Source organism: Nocardia sp. NPDC004260 (assembly GCF_053603155.1).
Window position 1 is genome coordinate 39,141 of record NZ_JBSGEZ010000051.1, and the last position, 17,659, is coordinate 56,799.

Consider the following 17,659-nt stretch of genomic DNA (forward strand, 5'->3'; position numbering starts at 1 on the left):
CTCACTGAATCCGCTGCAGAGTCAGCTCGGCGAGCGCGCGGCTGCGGTCGCAGGGGTTACCGGTCGCCGAGCCGAACTGCCCAATATTCGTCGACCACTCGAAGAAGTCGTCACCGAGCTGCACCGCCAGATCGCAGATTGTTCCATTCGGATCCAAGGCAGCGAATCCATCGCGCCCCGCAACTTTTATCGGGTCCGGCGCGCGGCCTTCGACGCTCACCCATGCCCGCTCACGCTCAATGGGGCTTCCTCGATAGGAAGCGAAAGTAATACTGGGAGAGCCGATTCCGGCTGACTGCCAGCTGCAGCCAACTGCGTTGCGGAACACCCCGGAGATCCGGCCGAGACCACCGAGAGTGCGCACTTCGTCGTCGGTGACGTGACCACACTCCCCGACGAACGGGCCGAGCGCCACCACCTTCGGCGCCGCCCGCGAAGGACCCGAGTCCTCGGACTCCCCGCCCGAACCGCAGGCCGCCAGAGCGAGCACCGAGGCTGTCGCGATGACGACCGCCGACTTGATCCGCATGCAGAGAACTCTACCGACGCGACCGCCCAAGCGGCTCGACGAAGCCGCCCGCCGCCGCGGCGAACACCAGCCGACTATCCGAATGCACGCCCGGGTGCACAAGGGTCATAAATTGCCTCGGACTCTTCGCGTTGAGGCAATCGCGGATTGCACGTACGGAGGCGTCCGGCGTTCCCGCCTCCGACGTCCCGCAGATCGACGTCACCGCCGGGTGCCCTCGCGACGGTGATTCAGCGGACCACACCTAGTGAACACATCAGATGAGCCCTCTACCGAGTCGTCACGAAGACATGGTGCTGAAGGATCGGCGGCGCATCGTTGCCCCGACTACCGCGGCCGGATACACTCACGATCGTCGAAACAGTGACGCTCAGAACGTCTTTCGTCTCGACTGATCCTACTGGGGGACCCGCCGAAGTTGGACCGGCTGCCAGCCGTACACGATCACCGCCAAAAGGCAGCCCTTCTCGGCCGTATCCGCCTGGAAGGCTCGGAGAAACCAGGCCATGCACTAGCAAGACCTGACACGACGTATGTCAACGGGGGCTACTCACATGAAATTAATTGCGTACTCGGTGTTCGCGCTGCTGACGACCGGGACTATCGTCACCGGATCGACCGGAACGGCGGCAGCCGTCGGTGGAATTCGTGGCATCTACGACGACCAGCAAACCTGTGTGGCGGTGGGACGGCAAAGGGGGTACACCGATTCCAGCGGTGACCGCTTCTTCTGTTATCCCCTTCCGGACGGCAGGTGGGCCCTCCACTTCCCCGGCACGCCCTGATCACACCGGCTCGGGGCCACAGCAACCTGCTTTTCAAGAGCACTGCGCCGCCTGCGCTCGAGCCTCAACACGGTGGCTGCACTCGCCACGGGAGCCGTCGGATGCAGCTACCGTGTTAACTCGAATCCGTCGAAAATCTCGTCGTCGTTCAATGCTCGCTCGGCGGTCCTACAGATTGCCCCGGGCTTGCTGTTCGCGTTCGATCGCCTCGAACAGAGCTTTGAAGTTCCCCTTGCCGAAACCGAGGGAGCCGTGGCGTTCGATGAGTTCGAAGAAGACCGTGGGGCGGTCGGTGAGCGGTCTGGTGAAGATCTGCAGCAAGTAGCCGTCCTCGTCACGGTCGACGAGGATGCCGCGCCGCTGGAGTTCTTCGACCGGGACGCGGACCCGGCCGATGCGGGCGCGCAATTCGGGATCCTCGTAGTAGGCCGTCGGCGTCTCCAGGAACTCGACACCCTCCCTGCGCAAAACGTCCACGCAACCGAGGATGTCGCCGGTGGCGAGCGCGATGTGCTGGACACCGGGGCCGCGGTAGAACTCCAGGTACTCATCGATCTGGGAGCGTTTCTTGCCGACGGCGGGCTCGTTGAGCGGGAACTTCACCCGATGGTTGCCGTTGGCGACGACCTTGCTCATCAGCGCCGAGTACTCGGTGGCGATGTCGTCGCCGACGAACTCGGCCATATTGGTGAAACCCATGACGCGCCGATAGAACTCGACCCACTCGTCCATCCGCCCGAGTTCCACGTTGCCCACGACGTGATCGATCGCCTGGAACAACCGATTGGGCGCGCCGTCGCGCCGCTGGTAGTTGGAGCGGCGGGCGACATAGCCGGGCAGGTAGGGTCCGAAATAGCCGGAACGGTCGACCAGGGTGTGCCTGGTGTCGCCGTAGGTGGCCAGCGCGGCCGAGCGGACCGTGCCGAAGTCGTCGGTCTCGTCGTGCGGTTCGACCAGGACGGTGGCGCCGTGGGTGCGCGCCCACGCCACACAGCGGTCGACGTCGGGCACTTCGAGCGCGATGTCCACCACGCCGTCGCCGTGTCGATTGTGATGGGCGGCCACCGGACTGTCCGGGTGCACCGCCCCGGTGATCACGAAACGCGCCGCACCGCTACGCAGCACGAATGCCTTGTGGTCGCGATTGCCGGTCTCCGGACCGGAGTACGCCTCCAACCGCATGCCGAAAGCGGATTCCAGGAAGTGCGCGGTCTGGGTGGCGTTGCCCACCGCCCAGACCAGGGCGTCCCACCCGATGACCGGAAACGGGTCACCGCTGTTGTCGTGGTCCACCAGCCCCACCAGTGTGCGCAGCTCGCCGTCGCTGGGAACGGCGCCGGACCGGGTGTCCGGCAGGTGCTCGATGGTCATGTTCCAAGGAAATCGCCGGTTCCGCCGGCTAGGCAACAGCGCCAATTCCCGGTAGTCAGTGTGGCGAATTCGGCTAGGAAGTGGCGGGCCATGCTGGACAATTTGAATAGCATGAGCGGGCCGGGCAGCAAGCCCGGTGCGGCGAACGGAGGTCGTCATGGCGCGCACGTCGGCGAAGCTCGACGAACTCGATCTCGCCATCCTGTCCGCGATGCACGAGTACCAGAAGGCGGGCATTCTCGAACTGTCCCGCCGGACGCGAGTGGCAAGGGCCACCGTGCAGTCCCGGATCGCGCGCATGGAGGAGTCGGGCGTGATCGCCTCCTACGACCCGCAGATCGACGTCACCGCGGCGGGGTTCGACGTGCAGGCGTTCGTCACGCTGGAGATAGCCCAGGGTGCGCTGGACACGGTGGCCTCCGAGCTCGACGCCATCCCCGGCGTGCTGGAGGCCTACGCCACGACCGGCACCGGCGACGTGCTGTGCCGGATCGGGGCCGACTCGCACGCGGGGTTACAGGCCGTGCTGCTGAGCATCGACCGGACGTCCTCGGTGGTGCGCTCCCACAGCGTCATCGTGCTGTCCACCGTGGTGTCGCGCCGGGCGCTGCCACTGTTGCGCACATTGAGCCCGGCCGGAACCACCAAAGCGCCCGCCTACCGACCAGCCCGCGAGCCGTGAGGCGACGCCGATCAGGGGCGCAAACCGGCGTGCACGTCGAGGATTTCCACGCTCCCTCGCTTGTCCGCCTCCAAGAAGGCGAGCAGAGCGTGCGCCTCCGCCTCGACATCCGCGCGCTCCGCCCCGGTCCAGTTCCGGGTCGGACTGATGCGGAGCCGGGCGGTGCCCGCGTTCGTGAAGATCTTGTACATGCCCGCGAGAAAGCCGTCGACCAGCACCGGCGAGACCTGAGCCGCGAAGGCGCGCAGCGGAGGGGCCGCGCCGTCGGGCACGATGCGGGTCCGATCCTGGTGCGACAGCAAGGCGTTGTCGTACCAGCCGAGCAGCCGCACCGGGGCGGGAACGTCCGGATCGGCAAGTTCACCGTCGGCGACGTCGTAGAGCGTCCGACCGCGCTCGTCGGTGTAGGCGCGCACCCGGTCGCCCAGTTCCGCGACGGCCTGCTTCATCCCGAGCAACTTCGACCAGGTCTGCATGTCCATGGTGCTCGCCGGACCGAAAGCACGCAGATAGCGGAAGATCAACTCCGCCAAGGGATACGAGGGATCCAGCGGCGCGCCCAACCAAGGCTCGACCCGCGACCAGATCGGTCTGCTGTTGTCCTTCCACTTGCCGCGCGGCGGGGTCTGCAACACCGGGAGCTGGTACAGCCAGGTCTGCAGCACCGCGCCCGGGTCGCGGTCGGGGTACAACTCGGCGGCGCGGGCGCGCAGGTCCGCCGCGGACATCGGCTCGTCGGCGAGCGCGGCTTCGCCGTGCCCGCGCACCTCCTCCGGATCCAGTCCGACCATGGCGCCGTAGTTGAAACCATTCCGGAACGGCACCTTCTCCAGTTCCGGCTGTATGTGCGGCGCGATCCGCACCGCGTCGGGCGGCGTGACCAGGTGAATGGTGCCGCGCATCAGGGTGATCCGGACCAACGACCGGTCCTCCAGCGCGTCCGAGACCGTCGCCGGATCGAAAGCCGCTACGCGGCTCCACAATGCGACGAACGGCGGCAGCGAATCCTGCGCCTGCAACCCGACGAGATGGTCGCACATCTCGTGCACCGTCAACCGCGAGCGCTCGAGTAGATGCTGGCGAGCCAGCAGGGTCCGGTTCAGTACCCGGTTGGACAGCTTCATGACGCGACCGGAATGCCTCAGCGCAGCGTGACCACGACCTTGCCGGTGGCCGTCCGGTTGTCCAGCGAGGCGACCGCCTCCGCGGCCTTGTCCAGCGGGTACAGCACCGGCTCCGGCGGGGCGATCTTGCCGGAGGCCAGCAGCGGTTCGACCTCGGCCCACTGCTCCTGCAGATAGCCCGGATGCGACATCACCCACTCGCCCCACGCCGCGCCGGTCACCTCCACGTTTTTCAGCAGCAGCCGGTTGACCTTGACGGTCGGGATCTCCCCCGCGGTGAAGCCGACGACCAGCAACCGGCCCGCCGAGCCGAGCGACCGAATGCTGTCGGTGAAGCGGTCGCCGCCGACCGGGTCGAGCACGATGTCGACGCCGCGGCCTCCGGTCAGCTCCTTCACCGCCTCAAGCCAGCCGTCGGTCAGCACCACGTCGGTGGCCCCCTTGGCGCGCGCGACCTCGGCCTTCGCCTCGGTGCTCACCACGGCGATCACCCGGCCCGCCCCGAGCGCCGCCGCCATGCGCAGCGTCGAGGTGCCGATGCCGCCCGCGGCGCCGTGCACGAGCACCGTCTCACCTTCCGCCAGTCTGCCCCGGGTACGCAGGCAGAAGTGCACGGTGAGGTCGTTGAACAGAATGCCCGCGCCCGCCTCCAGCGAGACGTTGTCGGGCAGCCGGAACACCATCTGCGCGGGCGCGACGGCCGTCTCGGCCAGCGCGTTGCCCAGCATGGTCAGCGCGATCACCCGGTCCCCCGGTCGCACGTGCGCGTCCTCGGGCGCTTCCCGCACGATGCCCGCGACCTCGCCGCCCACGACGAACGGCAGTTCGGGTTTCATCTGGTACAGGCCGCGCGTCATCAGCACGTCCGGGAAGGCCACACCGGCCGCGTGCACGTCGATCACGACCCCGCCCGGGAAAGCCGCGGGCTCCGGAATATCCACGATCCGGATCGCTTCCGGGCCTTCCAGCTTGCTCACCTGGGCTGCGCGCATGTGCCGACCTCTCTGTCCTCGCACCGGCCTGATCCGCGCCGGCGCCACACCGACAACATAACCGGCGCGGTCCGACGACGCCCGTCCGGACGCCCGATTTTGCTATGCTGGCCGCGACCTCGCGGTCGGGAGGGAAGGGGGATTCATGGTCGAGCAAAACCAGTCGCAACCTGCGACGACGATGCAAGTCGATCCGGCGGCGCTGCGCTCGTTCGCGCAGACTCTCCGTACGGAGGCCACCTCGGTCGCCGACCTCGGCGGCGGCGAGAGTCTCGGCGCCGTCGTCGGGGCGCTGCCAGGCACCGAGTTCGGCCCTGCGGCCCAGCGCGCGAACGACGCCGCGCACCGCTGCCTGGAGCGGATCGGCTCGCGGCTCAGCACGATCGCCGACAATCTGCACAACGCGGCGGGCAAGTACGAGCTGGTCGAGGACGACTTCGCGGCGAAACTTCGCACCATAGGACTCCAGGTGCCATGACGCTCAGCATCCCAGACGTCGAGAACTGGCAGCCGGAGCAGCTCACGGCGGCGGGCGCGCTCGCCGAACGGATGTCGCAGGGCCTGGACACCGCGGTCGGCAAGGGCGCGGACGAGACAAAGGCACTCGCCGACGCCGCACAGTGGTCCGGTTCCGCGGGCGACGCCGCGAACGCCAGGATGCAGACCGAGAAGACCCGCGCCTCCGCGGTGAGCGCCGCCCTGCTCGAGCTGAAGACGGCGCTCACCACCCAGGTGCAGAACCTCACCGAAGCGAAAGCCAAGGTATTGAGCCTGCGCGACGACGCGCTGAACCAGACGCCGCCGTTCGACGTCGCGCCCAACGGCACCGTGGACGCCAAGACGCGCATCGACTCTCTGCGCTCGCACGCGGACAAAGCCGACGTCGAAGGACTCGTCTTCCATGAAGCGCTACTGGCGGCCTCGCGGACGTGGGAGCTGACCAACGCCCTGAAGACCGCCGATGACGTGGCGAACCAAGCGAAGACGCAGGTCGAGAGCGCGGCCGGGAAACTGGAGGCGGCGTTCGCCGGGCTCGGCGAGCCCAGCGCGAACGTGCCCGCGGCCCCCACCACGCCCGCCGCCACCACACCGGCCGCCGCATCGGGGACCCCCGTCGCCGCACCGTCGTCGCACCAATCGAGCCAGCTGACGTCCGGGCACCACAACTCCGGGTCGCCGCACGGCACCTCGTCGAGCACGCCGTATCACGGTGGTACGAGTTCGTCCGCGCCGTCGGGGCCCATGCCGACCGGTGACGTGGCGCAGTGGATCGCCGAGGCGAAGCAGAAGCTCATCGCGATGGGGTACGACCCAGCGCAGATCGACGAGCGGGCCATCGCGCTGATCATCGAGCACGAATCCGCGGGCAATCCATACGCGGAGAACCGCTGGGACAGCAACTGGGTGGCCGGGCATCCGTCGAAGGGTCTGATGCAGACCATCGACAGCACGTTCAACGCGTACAAGGCGCCGGGCCACGACGACGTCTGGAACCCGGTCGACAACATCATCGCCGGCGTGCGGTACTCGATCGACCGCTACGGTTCGCTCGGCAACGTCCCTGGTGTCGCCGCCGTGAACTCGGGCGGCGCGTACCAGGGGTACTGACCCCGCGCACGGCCATGCTCAACGCCCGCCGAGCCGCCGCGATCGTGCATCGGAGTCTTCGCGCGCGCAAGACCCCGTTTTAGCTGGCCCAGATCCCCGCAGACGGACTATTAAGGAGGTACGGACGGCTCGACGCGAGGGTGTGACGTACGCCCCGTAAAGTCGTCACAACAGCACCGCACGAAGAAAACGCGGCACACCGTGCAGCGCGAGGAGCACAAGTGTCACTCGATCAGCCACTCGCCCCGCTTCCCGAGGAGGGCATGGGCTTTGCTTCGGCGTGGCCCATCCGGGCTGGCGATGTGGATCCCTACGACCGGTTGCGGTTCGACGCCGTCGCCCGCTACCTGCAAGATATCGCCTGGGAAAATTTGCACAGCACGTTCTTCCACCGGTCGGACCCGAACTGGATCGTCCGGCGCACCGTCATCGACGTCATCCGGCCGATCCTCTGGCCGGACGACGTGCAACTGCTGCGGTGGTGCTCGGCGATGTCCACCCGGTGGACCAACATGCGTGTGCGGATCACCAGCGGGAACGGCGGATTGATCGAGACCGAGGGCTTCTGGATCAATATCAGCGAGTCCACCGGCATGCCCGCGCGGATCAGCGACGAGGGCCTCGCCTACCTCGCCCGCACGTCCACCGAACACCGCCTGCGGTGGCGGCCCTACCTGACCGACGCCACACCGCCGGAGTCGGACACCGACTTACCGTTCCCGGTGCGGGCCACCGATATCGACCAGTACAACCACGTCAACAACGCCTGTTACTGGCAAGCGGTGGAACAGTTCCTGGTCGAATATCCCAAACTGCTCGCGGGTCCACACCGCGCGGTGATCGAATACGTGGCGCCGGTGCTGGCACGCCAGCACGTGAGCGTGCGCAGCCGGTACGAACCCGGGGATCGGACCGGCCAGCCGGTGTTGCGGCTGTGGTTCGTGGTCGGCGGGACCACTACGACCGTGGTCCGCATCATGCCGCTGTCCGCCTCTCCAGGTATTTAGGCCGTACCAGTCGGGTGGCGCGGGATTTGCGTTCAGGTCCTGCGTCGAGTGCCGCTCGGGTTTTGGGCGTACCCGGTGAGTTACCCATGTACTTACGAAATCAGTAGGCTGCTCCGCCTCTCCCCCTCTCCGCGTCTTCAGGCCGTACAGGTGAGGGGCTCTGCAGTTGCGTTCAGGTCTTGCGTGGGTGCCGCTCGGGTTTGGACGTACCCGACGAGTTACCCATGTACCTGCGAAATCAGTAGGCCGGTTCTCGCAGACGATCCACCTGGTCGGCGTCCTCGTTGGATCCAGCCGATGCTTAGGCCACGTCGGGGCACTGGGGGTCGGAGCCGGTCGGGTCGCGGGTTGAGCCGACCGGCGTCCTGGGTCGTCAGCCGCGGGCGGCTTTGAGCAGGTCTTCGCGGGTGGTGAACTTGACCCGCGGGCGGCCCGCGGACTTGCCCGCCGACTTTTCCGCCTGGTCGATCGCTCGCCAGCCGGCCCGGTCCACCAAGTCGGCCTGGCGCTCGGCGAGCAGCGCCTTCAGCGCGGCGCGGTCGGCCTGCGGCGCGGCGAGTTTGCCCGCGGTGAAGTCGGCGAGCAGCAGCTCCACCGTCTCCTCGGAGTCGGTTCGGTTGGAACCGATGACGCCGCGTGGTCCGCGCTTGATCCACCCGCTGACGTACACGCCGCTCAGCAGCGTCCCGTCCTCGCCGACGACCCGGCCGTGCTCGTTCGGCACGACGCCGCGCCGCTCGTCGAACGGCAGCTCGCCGATCCGCTCGCCGCGATAGCCGATCGAGCGCAGCACCAGCGAAGTCTCGATGCTCTCGGTGCGGGCGGTCGGGCGCGCCACGAGCTGACCGTCGTCGGCGAACAACTCGTTGTGCACGATCTCGATGGACTCCACCCGATCGGTGCCGGTCAGCGCGGTGGGCGAGGTCAGATAGCGGAAGACGATCCGCTTGTTGCCCTCGGCCCTGCGACCGCCCGCGTACTCCTTGGCCAGGGTGTACTTCAAGGCCAGCGACGGCTCCACCTGCGGGTCGTCCACGAGCGCCTGGCTGGCGTGGTCGAGTTCCAGGTCGGCCTCCTCCACGACGACGTCGACGCCCTTCAGATGCGCGAGCGCGAGGAACTCCGGCGAGGTGTAGGCCGCCTGGAGCGGGCCGCGTCTGCCGAGCACGACGACCTCACGGATATTGCTCTGCCGCAGAGCATCCAGCGCGTGATCGGCGATGTCGGTCTTGGCGAGTTCGTCCGGATCTACGGTCAGCACGCGCGCCACGTCCAAGGCGACGTTGCCGTTGCCGACGATCACCGCGCGCTCACCGGACAGATCGAAGGTCCGGTCGGCGTAGTCGGGATGGCCGTTGTACCAGGCGACGAACTCGGTGGCGGAGTGGCTGCCCGGCAGGTCCTCGCCCGGGACGCCCATCTTGCGATCGCTCGAGGCGCCGACCGCGTAGATCACGGCGTGGTGGTGGCGCAGCAGTTCCTCGTGCGAGATGTGCGTGCCCACTTCGACATTCAGGTAGTACTGCAGTGTCTCGCGGCGGAACGCGGACTCGAACATGCCCGAGACCGTCTTGGTGCCAGGATGGTCGGGCGCGACGCCCGCACGCACCAGACCCCACGGGGTGGGCAGCCGGTCGAACATCTCGATTTCCACGTCGGCCCTGCGCAACAGTTCGTCCGCCGCGTAGCAGGCCGCGGGCCCGGCGCCGACGATCGCGACGCGCAGGGTGCCCAGCTCCTTCGGCGGACGCGAGGGCGTGACGATCGGATCGAAGTTGGATTCCAGCGGATGCCGTTGGAAATAGGCGGCATTGATGTCGCGGAATCGCGCCAGCGAAGCGGTCAGGTCGTCCTCGGAGAAGATGGCCTCCACCGGGCACGCGTCGACACAGGCGCCGCAGTCGATACAGGTGTCGGGATCGATGTAGAGCATCTCGGTCGTCGCGAACTCCGGCTGGTCAGGAGTGGGACGGATGCAGTCGACCGGGCACTCGGAGACGCAGCTGGCGTCGTTGCAACAACGCTGCGTGATTACGTAGGCCATATTGTGCTGATCCTCGAAGAAGTACGTGGGCTGTGGCCACCCAGGGGTTGTGGTGGACAGGTGAGCGGCGTCCGTCACGTCCGCCGCGAGGGTCGCCCACGGGAGCACGTGATGTGATGCCGCTTTCAGTTTGCCTCGAGTGTGGTCGGGACCTCTCGTCCGGAGGGCTTACCGTATCTCCATGGCGCGGACTCTGATCCTCATGCGGCACGGCAAATCGGCCTATCCGGACGGCGTCGACGACCACGAGCGACCGCTGGCGCCGCGAGGCAGGCGCGAGGCCGGACTCGCGGGTGAGTGGCTGCGCGCGACCCAGCCGCCGATCGATGCCGTGCGCTGCTCCACGGCCACCCGCACCAGGCAGACGCTGTCCGCGACCGGCATCACCGCGCCGGTGGTATTCGAATCGGGGATCTACGAGGCCACGCCGGAAACGCTCATCGAGCTGGTCCGCCTCAGCGCCGACGACGTGGCGACACTGCTGGTGGTCGGCCACGCGCCGGGCATGCCGTGGACGGCTTGGGAGCTGGCGAGCAATCGCGACAGCGCCCCCGCCGTCGAACTCAGCCGGAAGTTTCCGACTTCGGCGCTCGCGGTACTGCGCTTCGACCGCGACTGGGCGGACGTCGATCCGGGTACCGGAGAGCTGGTGCAATTCCACATCCCGCGCTGACCGCACGCGATCCGGACGCGCGGTCAGCGCAGTAATCTGCCGCCGATCACGACGACCGCACCGAGCACGAGCAGCAGCGCGAACGCGGCGAGTCCCCCGAACAACCACCACACGACGCCGAGCGCGAGCGCGAACGGCGCGACCGCTATCGCGGTGATCACCGGGCTTTCCTTGACCGTCGCCCAGGCCGAACGAGCCCTGATCCGGTCGATGTCCTTTCCAGGCATGAGCCCAGGGTAGGCCGGAATCCGGAACTTTGTCGGTGCACGATGGAATGCTCGCCGGATGGATTGGAAAATCGAGCTCGTCGCCATTCCGGTGACCGATGTCGACCGCGCCAAGGACTTCTACACCAAGATCGGCTTCAACGCCGACCACGACCACCGGGTGAACGAGAACCTGCGCTTCGTTCAACTGACCCCGCCCGGTTCCGGATGCTCGATCTGTCTCGGTGAGGGCATCACCGACGCGGAACCCGGCAGCGTACGAGGCATGCAGATCGTGGTCGCCAGCGCCGACGACGCCTACCGGCAGTTGATCGCAGCCGGTGTGGACGCCACGCCGGTCGAGGACCTCGCCTGGGGGCGGTTCACCTACTTCGCCGATCCGGATGGCAACAAATGGGCCGTCCAGCAGCTGCCCTCTTACAGCAGCTGACCGGCGCGCGTCAGTCCGCCCGGAGCACCCCCGCCCGGGCGGCCAGCGCCGCCGCACGGGCCGCGCGCTCGGCCACCGCGTCGTCGACCGGCTCGCCGGTGACGAGCATGCGGTAGTAGATCGGAGCGGCTGCCATCCGGATCACCTCCGCCGGATCGGTGTCGGGGTGCACCTCACCGCGTTCGAGCGCGCGCCGCACGATGACGACCACCTCCGCGAAGCGGTTCTCGAACAGCAGGGAGAACGTGGCGCGAGCGGACGGATCCCTGGTCGCGGCCACCACCATCGCGTACAGCCAGTGCTCCGCCACCGGATTCCGATACACCTCGACCACCGCGCGGGTGAACTCGATGAGATCGCGTTCGAAGTCCCCGGTGTCCGGCGTGACGATGCCCGTGCCGACATCCATCCCAGCCTCGAGGATCACGTGATCCAGGCTGCCCCAGCGCCGGTACAGGGTGGACACCGCGACGCCGGCTCGCGCCGCGACCTTCTCCAGACTTGTTCCCGCGTAGCCGTACTCGACCAGTTCGGTCAGCGTCGCCGCGAGCACGGCCCGCTTCGTGCGCGCCGTCCTTCCGCCCGGGCGGACCGCACCGGGCCTGATCTCCTCTGCCATCGAACAGCTTTCCCTTGCGTCGATCCGTCAGCCCTGCCACGATCCTAATGCAAACTTCTTCTCGTTTAGGTGGTCCTGTGAACATCGCCCGGGTCTCGCACCGGTTCGTCGAGGTCGACGGCGTGCGCGTCTTCTATCGCACGGCCGGACCGGCCGACGCGCCCACGCTTCTCCTGTTGCACGGATTCCCATCCGCTTCCCACCAGTTCCGCAGGCTCATCGACGCGCTCGGCGACCGCTACCACGTGGTCGCGCCGGACTACCCGGGCTTCGGACACACCGAGGCGCCCGCCGACTTCCCCTATTCGTTCGACTCGCTCGCCGACCTCCTGGAGGGTTTCGTCGAGGCGCTCGGCCTGACCCGGTTCGTCATGTACGTCTTCGACTTCGGCGGCCCGGTCGGGTTCCGGCTGGCCACCAGGCAACCGGACCGCATCGCGGGCTTGGTGATCCAGAACGCCAACGCCTACGCCGAAGGGTTGTCCGAACTGGCGCGCCAGACCGTCGCCAACCGGCCGGGCGTGCCCGGCGCCGAGGACAACATCCGGCAGATCCTCACCCTGCCGGTGACCCAGAGCCAATACCTGGGCGGCACTACCGATTCCGAACTCGTCGCACCCGACGGATGGGTGCTCGACCAGTACTTCCTGGACCGCCCCGAGCGGCAGCGGGCACAGATCGCGCTCGGCTTGGACTACCACTCCAATGTCGAGCTCTACCCCGTTTGGCAGCGCTGGCTGCGGACGCACCGCCCACCCACATTGATCGTCTGGGGAAGAAACGACGCCTTCTTTCCCGAGCCGGGCGCGCACGCCTACCTCCGCGACCTACCGGACGCCGATCTGCACGTTTTCGATACCGGCCATTTCGCGCTCGAGGAATTCCTCCCGGAGATCGCCCCGCTGGTCGCCGACTTCGTCGACACCGTCGCGCGACAGGGCGCGAAGCCGATCCCGCGGTGACGGCGACAGCCGGGACAACCGGAGAATGGGTCTTGCTTGGAGTGCACTCCAGGTGATTAGCGTCGTCGGTGTTCAACGAGAAGGGCGAGTGCAGTGAACGAGCGTCAGCGAGTGAAGTCATGAGTGAAACCGCGTTTCCGGTGACCGCGAGCGACGACCGGGAGCTGCCGCGGTATTCGATCGGCGAGGTGTCCGAGCGATCGGGGCTGAGCCGGGATACGTTGCGCTGGTACGAACGGATCGGGCTGATGGACTACATCGGCCGGGACCACTCCGGCAAGCGCCGGTTCAGCGACCGGGATCTCGAATGGCTGGCACTGATCGGGCGGCTGCGCACGACCGGCATGTCGGTGGCGGACATGGTTCGCTACGCCGAGCTGGTGCGGACGGGAGACGCAACGCTCCCGCAGCGGCTGGAGATGTTCCGGGACACTCGCGCCGAGGTACTCGCCAAGATCGATGAACTCCGTCAGACCCTGGCCGTGCTGGACCACAAGATCGCCCTGTACGAGGGCAAAGTCGAGACAGCTCCCCCGGCCATGGTCACCGCGCACGACAGCGAAGGAATCAAGCTATGACGAGCACGGACAGCCTGCCCACCACCACCCTGGGAACCAGCGGCATCGAAGTGGGGACGCAGGGTCTGGGCTGCATGGGCATGAGCGAGTTCTACGGGCCCAGCGATCTCACCGAATCCAGGGCGACCCTGGATCGGGCGCTGGAACTGGGTGTCACCCTGTTCGACACCGCCGATGTCTACGGCTCCGGGCACAACGAGGAATTCCTCAGCGATTTCTTCGGCGCCGAGCGCGACCGGTTGGTGATCGCCACCAAGTTCGGCATCGTCCGCAAGGCCGACGACCCGGCCTTCCGAGGGTTCGACAACTCCCCCGCCTACATCCGCGCCGCGGTGGAGGGCAGCCTGCGCAGGCTGCGGGTCGACACCATCGATCTGTACTACATGCACCGCAGGGACCCCGCCGTGCCGATCGAGGACACGGTCGGCACGATGGCGGAATTGGTGCGGGAGGGCAAGGTGCGCGCGCTCGGATTGTCCGAGGTGACGGGCGCCGAACTGCGGGCGGCGCATGCGGTGCACCCGATCGCGGCCGTGCAGTCGGAATGGTCGCTGTTCTCCCGGGACGTCGAACGCACCGTGGTGCCCGCCGCGGCGGAGCTGGGTGTGACCTTCGTGCCGTACTCGCCGCTGGGTCGCGGCTTCCTGACCGGATCGTTCACCGGCACCGCCGACAGGAGCGATTTCCGTTCCACGATGCCGCGCTTCACCGGCGAGAACGCGGCGCGCAATGCCGAACTGCTCGACCCGCTGCGGGCCATCGCCGAGGCACGCGGCATCACCCTGGCGCAGGTGGCCCTGGCCTGGGTGCACGCACAGGCCGCTGTGCAGGGCCTCGCAGTGGTCCCGATCCCCGGCACGCGCAGCCGCACCCGGCTCGCCGACAACGTGGCCGCCGCGACCATTTCGCTCACCGCCGACGAGCTGGCGACCCTGGAGCCGATCGCGAGCCGGGTGACCGGCACCCGGTACGCGGACATGTCGTTCACGTCGGCGGGCCGCGAATAACCCACCACGAGATCAGGAGACGCCCATGTCCACGTTGACGCTCAACGTCCGCTTCACGGCGAAGCCGGGTCGCGAGTCGGAACTGAAGGCCCTGCTGCAAGGCATGATCCAGCCGACGCTGGCCGAGGAGGGCTGTGTCCGTTACGAGCTCTACCTGCATCCCACCGACCAGAGCCGGATGGTGCTGTTGGAAGAGTGGGTCGACGAGGACGCCTTGGCGGCGCACTTCCAGACTCCGCATCTGAAGGCCTTGGCGACGGCGTTGGAGGAGGTCCTGGTCGAACCGTTCCAGTTGCGGCGGTTCGCCGAGATCGGATGAGCGCGGCGGTGGTCCGGGGTCGCGCACGGTCCCGGACCATCGCGAGTTCCTTCCCTACCGACGCGCGCCACCGGACCGAAGTCCGCTTCTTCGTCGGCGGGATCTGCGCCGTTCACCGGCGGCCGCTAACATCCCATGAATATGAGCCCCGAAGCCCCGCGAGATCGCGTCTGGATCGACAAACGGACGCCCACCGCGTTCCGCGCACTGAACAGTGTCGCGAGCGAGGTCAGGGCCGCCGCCGCGGCGGTGGGGCTGGATCGCCGGATCGTCGAACTGATCAATCTGCGCGTCTCCCAGGTCAACGGTTGCGCGTACTGCCTCGACGTGCACTACCGGGCCGCCTCGGCGGCCGGGGCCACCGAACAGGAGATCGCGGTGCTGCCCGGCTGGCGGCGCGGCGGCACGTACACGCCCTTCGAGCAGGCCGTGCTCGCGATCGCGGAAGTGACGGCGACGCTCCCGGATGAGCACACCATCGAGCGTGAGTACGCTTTTGCTCGCCGGTATCTGACGGATGACCAGCTGTCCGTCGTCATCTGGGTGGCCACCACGATCGGCGCGTTCAACCGGGTCTCGATTCTCAGCAGGCATCCGGTTCGCGCACGGAAGGAGAAGGGAACCATGACCGAATCGGCTTCGGAGTCCAAGGTCGTCCGCAACGACGAGCGGCATCGCTACGAGGTGTTCTACGGCGGGGAGCTGGCCGGCTTCGCCGACTACGAGGAACGCGACGACGAGACGGTGTTCACGCACACCGAGGTCGACGGCGCGTTCTCCGGGAAGGGCCTCGGCTCGGTCCTGGCCAAGAGCGCGATCGAGGACGTCATCGAGCGGGGGCGGGTGATCCGGCCGGTGTGCCCGTTCATCAAGGCATACCTGGACAAGCACCCCGACTACGACGAGCACGTGATCGGCAAGGGCGTCGATCGGTGAGTGATCTGGATCCGCGCCCGGCTGAGACGCTGTGTGAACCCGCGCCCGGCCCCGGCCCGGTCGCGGAGCGTTATCCGGCCCGCGAGGTGCCACTCGGCGGCGTGCGCGGTGTGTACGTCGAACGCGTGCTGCCCCAGCGCGATCTGCCCACCGTCGGCGCGTGGTGTTTCCTCGACCACTTCGGCTCGCCGACGGTCACCAAGACCGGCGCGCCGCCGGACATCGATCCGCATCCGCACATCGGCCTGCAAACGGTGACCTGGCCGTTCGAAGGCCGTATCCGGCACCGCGACTCGGTCGGGTCGGACGTGGAGATCGAACCCGGTCAGCTGAACCTGATGACGTCCGGGCGCGGCATCGCCCATTCCGAGTACGCCGTGCCCGGCGCGCCCGCCGGACACGGCTTGCAGCTGTGGATCGCCCTGCCGGGCCACCGCACCGGCATCGCGCCGCATTTCGAGCAGCATCGCGAACTGCCGGTCGTCGAAGCGCCCGGCCTGCGAGCGATCGTGCTGATCGGGTCGCTGGCCGGGAAGACCTCGCCCGCCATCGCCTACACACCCATCGTCGGCGCCGATGTGCGGCTCGAGCCGGGAGCCGATGTCGCTCTCCCGCTCGATCCTCGTTTCGAGCACGCTGCGCTGGTGATCGAGGGCGAGGTGACCGTCGCGGGCGACGAACTCGCGCCTGGACCGCTGCTGTACCTGGGCACCGGCCGTGACGAACTCCAGCTCACCAGTTCCGGCGGCGCGCATGTCGCGCTGATCGGCGGGGAGCCGTTCGGCGAGGAACTGGTGATGTGGTGGAACTTCGTCGGCCGCAGCCATGAGGACATCGTCGCCGCCCGCGCCGATTGGGAGAATCACGACGTCAGCCGGTTCGCCGACATCGCGGGCCACACTCCGCGGCAGCGCATCCCCGCGCCGCCCCTGCCCGGACTGCATCTGAAGCCGCGCAAGCGCCGGATCGGCCCGGCCCGGGACTGAACCCCGCGCCATCTCCTCCGCCGCGCAAGCCCTGCCGCCGTTGTCAGCGCCGTCGACTGCTGGGAACAGCCACCGCGGCCACCGCCCCGAGCCGGACGGCCGTTCGGCGTCGGTAGACGCGCCTGGATCGGCCGCCGATTCCCCCCACGCGAGATGGCGTCCACCACATGCTTCGGCTCCGCTCACACGACCGACCGGAGCCGAAGCGTCCGGTCTCAGCCTCGGGCGAGCAGTGCGTCCAGTGCGCGGTAGCTCTCGTTGAGCCCGGATTCCATACCCGACTGGAGCATCCCGTCCCGTTCCTGCGGCGTGTGGAACTGGCTGTCGGTGACCACCTTGGTGCGGCCGTCGCCGAGATCGACGAAGCTGACGCTGTCGATGGCCACGTGGGCGGGCATACCGTCCCACTCGAAGGAGTACACGATGCGCTCCTGCGGGGTGATCTCGCGGAAGCGGCCCTCGAAGCCGTGCGTCTCCCCCTCGGCGTGCTCGACGAAACGCCAGTGCCCGCCGGCACGAAACTCCCAGCGCTCGATGTCGAGCCGGTTGCCGCGACCCCACCACTGGGCGAGCTGTTCGATCCTGCTGTAGGCGGCCCACACCCGCTCGCGCGGAGCGTCGAAGACCCGCTCGATGTGGATCGCGCGGTCGGTGTCCGCCGTGATGACAGCGTCGTTCGTGGTTGTGCTGATAGCACTACCTTCGTTCATGGCTGGGACCTCCGGGGAACGCTTTTGTTGCTTGTCCTGCGAGGACTGAAATGAGACGGCGTCCCCGGGG

At 67.8% G+C, this 17,659-nt stretch carries 21 protein-coding genes and 1 pseudogene; 14 read left to right on the forward strand and 8 right to left on the reverse strand.

Going from position 1 to position 17,659, the window contains the following annotated elements; genetic code table 11:
* Position 1: 1 nt before the first annotated feature.
* Complete coding sequence (locus tag ACWEO7_RS26215) at positions 2 to 529, reverse strand: DUF3558 domain-containing protein (RefSeq protein ID WP_452426982.1); 528 nt, start codon at positions 527 to 529, stop codon at positions 2 to 4.
* A 554-nt stretch (positions 530 to 1,083) separates the two neighbouring features.
* On the opposite strand from ACWEO7_RS26215, the gene ACWEO7_RS26220 reads away from it, so the two are divergent.
* Complete coding sequence (locus tag ACWEO7_RS26220) at positions 1,084 to 1,314, forward strand: hypothetical protein (protein WP_452426984.1); 231 nt, start codon at positions 1,084 to 1,086, stop codon at positions 1,312 to 1,314.
* A gap of 168 nt (positions 1,315 to 1,482) precedes the next feature.
* Here the strand turns inward: ACWEO7_RS26220 and hppD are convergent, their stop codons facing one another.
* Entirely contained in the window at positions 1,483 to 2,685 is a 1,203-nt protein-coding gene (hppD, locus tag ACWEO7_RS26225) for a 4-hydroxyphenylpyruvate dioxygenase (RefSeq protein WP_452426986.1), read from the reverse strand.
* Positions 2,686 to 2,842: 157 nt separating this feature from the next.
* On the opposite strand from hppD, the gene ACWEO7_RS26230 reads away from it, so the two are divergent.
* The gene (locus ACWEO7_RS26230) at positions 2,843 to 3,367 is read left to right on the forward strand and encodes an Lrp/AsnC family transcriptional regulator (protein WP_452426988.1); all 525 of its coding nucleotides are present in this window, start codon (positions 2,843 to 2,845) and stop codon (positions 3,365 to 3,367) included.
* A gap of 11 nt (positions 3,368 to 3,378) precedes the next feature.
* Here the strand turns inward: ACWEO7_RS26230 and ACWEO7_RS26235 are convergent, their stop codons facing one another.
* Complete coding sequence (locus tag ACWEO7_RS26235) at positions 3,379 to 4,491, reverse strand: winged helix DNA-binding domain-containing protein (RefSeq protein ID WP_452426990.1); 1,113 nt, start codon at positions 4,489 to 4,491, stop codon at positions 3,379 to 3,381.
* Between the two features lie 17 nt (positions 4,492 to 4,508).
* Positions 4,509 to 5,483, reverse strand: a complete 975-nt coding sequence (locus ACWEO7_RS26240) for an NADPH:quinone oxidoreductase family protein (protein WP_452426992.1) — start codon at positions 5,481 to 5,483, stop codon at positions 4,509 to 4,511.
* Positions 5,484 to 5,628: 145 nt separating this feature from the next.
* Here ACWEO7_RS26240 and ACWEO7_RS26245 point away from each other — a divergent pair, with 145 nt between their 5' ends.
* The 3 genes from ACWEO7_RS26245 (at position 5,629) to ACWEO7_RS26255 (ending at position 8,098) form a co-directional block, all read left to right on the forward strand.
* Positions 5,629 to 5,961, forward strand: a complete 333-nt coding sequence (locus ACWEO7_RS26245; protein WP_355080031.1) for a type VII secretion target — start codon at positions 5,629 to 5,631, stop codon at positions 5,959 to 5,961.
* Entirely contained in the window at positions 5,958 to 7,091 is a 1,134-nt protein-coding gene (locus ACWEO7_RS26250) for a transglycosylase SLT domain-containing protein (protein ID WP_452426994.1), read from the forward strand. Before ACWEO7_RS26245 ends, ACWEO7_RS26250 begins: the two co-directional genes overlap by 4 nt.
* A 221-nt stretch (positions 7,092 to 7,312) precedes the next feature.
* Positions 7,313 to 8,098: an acyl-[acyl-carrier-protein] thioesterase gene (locus ACWEO7_RS26255; protein ID WP_452426996.1), complete on the forward strand. Its 786-nt coding sequence runs from the start codon at positions 7,313 to 7,315 to the stop codon at positions 8,096 to 8,098.
* Positions 8,099 to 8,471: 373 nt separating this feature from the next.
* Here the strand turns inward: ACWEO7_RS26255 and ACWEO7_RS26260 are convergent, their stop codons facing one another.
* Positions 8,472 to 10,142, reverse strand: a complete 1,671-nt coding sequence (locus ACWEO7_RS26260; RefSeq protein ID WP_452426998.1) for an FAD-dependent oxidoreductase — start codon at positions 10,140 to 10,142, stop codon at positions 8,472 to 8,474.
* 181 nt (positions 10,143 to 10,323) lie between these two features.
* Between ACWEO7_RS26260 and ACWEO7_RS26265 the strand changes: the two genes are divergently transcribed.
* Positions 10,324 to 10,815 carry a SixA phosphatase family protein gene (locus tag ACWEO7_RS26265; RefSeq protein ID WP_452427000.1) on the forward strand — a complete coding sequence of 164 codons (492 nt, stop codon included), beginning with the start codon at positions 10,324 to 10,326 and terminating at the stop codon, positions 10,813 to 10,815.
* 23 nt (positions 10,816 to 10,838) lie between these two features.
* Here the strand turns inward: ACWEO7_RS26265 and ACWEO7_RS26270 are convergent, their stop codons facing one another.
* Positions 10,839 to 11,042, reverse strand: a complete 204-nt coding sequence (locus ACWEO7_RS26270) for a hypothetical protein (protein ID WP_452427002.1) — start codon at positions 11,040 to 11,042, stop codon at positions 10,839 to 10,841.
* Between the two features lie 58 nt (positions 11,043 to 11,100).
* On the opposite strand from ACWEO7_RS26270, the gene ACWEO7_RS26275 reads away from it, so the two are divergent.
* Positions 11,101 to 11,472, forward strand: coding sequence for a glyoxalase superfamily protein (locus tag ACWEO7_RS26275; RefSeq protein ID WP_452427004.1), 372 nt, complete (start codon positions 11,101 to 11,103; stop codon positions 11,470 to 11,472).
* A 10-nt stretch (positions 11,473 to 11,482) separates the two neighbouring features.
* Here the strand turns inward: ACWEO7_RS26275 and ACWEO7_RS26280 are convergent, their stop codons facing one another.
* The gene (locus ACWEO7_RS26280; protein ID WP_452427005.1) at positions 11,483 to 12,091 is read right to left on the reverse strand and encodes a TetR/AcrR family transcriptional regulator; all 609 of its coding nucleotides are present in this window, start codon (positions 12,089 to 12,091) and stop codon (positions 11,483 to 11,485) included.
* Positions 12,092 to 12,168: 77 nt separating this feature from the next.
* Here ACWEO7_RS26280 and ACWEO7_RS26285 point away from each other — a divergent pair, with 77 nt between their 5' ends.
* The 7 genes and pseudogenes from ACWEO7_RS26285 to ACWEO7_RS26315 all read left to right on the forward strand — a co-directional run bounded on the left by ACWEO7_RS26285 (position 12,169) and on the right by ACWEO7_RS26315 (position 16,879).
* Positions 12,169 to 13,053 carry an alpha/beta fold hydrolase gene (locus tag ACWEO7_RS26285; protein WP_452427007.1) on the forward strand — a complete coding sequence of 295 codons (885 nt, stop codon included), beginning with the start codon at positions 12,169 to 12,171 and terminating at the stop codon, positions 13,051 to 13,053.
* 119 nt (positions 13,054 to 13,172) lie between these two features.
* On the forward strand, positions 13,173 to 13,631 hold the full coding sequence (locus ACWEO7_RS26290; protein ID WP_355080049.1) for a MerR family transcriptional regulator: 459 nt from the start codon (positions 13,173 to 13,175) through the stop codon (positions 13,629 to 13,631).
* Positions 13,628 to 14,638 carry an aldo/keto reductase gene (locus ACWEO7_RS26295; RefSeq protein WP_452427009.1) on the forward strand — a complete coding sequence of 337 codons (1,011 nt, stop codon included), beginning with the start codon at positions 13,628 to 13,630 and terminating at the stop codon, positions 14,636 to 14,638. Before ACWEO7_RS26290 ends, ACWEO7_RS26295 begins: the two co-directional genes overlap by 4 nt.
* A gap of 25 nt (positions 14,639 to 14,663) precedes the next feature.
* Positions 14,664 to 14,957, forward strand: coding sequence for a putative quinol monooxygenase (locus ACWEO7_RS26300; protein ID WP_450023891.1), 294 nt, complete (start codon positions 14,664 to 14,666; stop codon positions 14,955 to 14,957).
* Positions 14,958 to 15,098: 141 nt separating this feature from the next.
* Positions 15,099 to 15,569: pseudogene (locus ACWEO7_RS26305) on the forward strand (carboxymuconolactone decarboxylase family protein); the annotation flags it as partial.
* A gap of 12 nt (positions 15,570 to 15,581) precedes the next feature.
* Positions 15,582 to 15,893 carry a GNAT family N-acetyltransferase gene (locus tag ACWEO7_RS26310; protein WP_450023927.1) on the forward strand — a complete coding sequence of 104 codons (312 nt, stop codon included), beginning with the start codon at positions 15,582 to 15,584 and terminating at the stop codon, positions 15,891 to 15,893.
* Entirely contained in the window at positions 15,890 to 16,879 is a 990-nt protein-coding gene (locus ACWEO7_RS26315; protein WP_452427011.1) for a pirin family protein, read from the forward strand. The genes ACWEO7_RS26310 and ACWEO7_RS26315 overlap by 4 nt, the downstream gene beginning before the upstream one ends.
* A 215-nt stretch (positions 16,880 to 17,094) precedes the next feature.
* Here the strand turns inward: ACWEO7_RS26315 and ACWEO7_RS26320 are convergent, their stop codons facing one another.
* A complete protein-coding gene (locus tag ACWEO7_RS26320; protein WP_452427013.1) occupies positions 17,095 to 17,589 on the reverse strand; it encodes an SRPBCC family protein in 495 nt (164 codons plus the stop codon).
* Between the last annotated feature and the right edge of the window lie 70 nt (positions 17,590 to 17,659).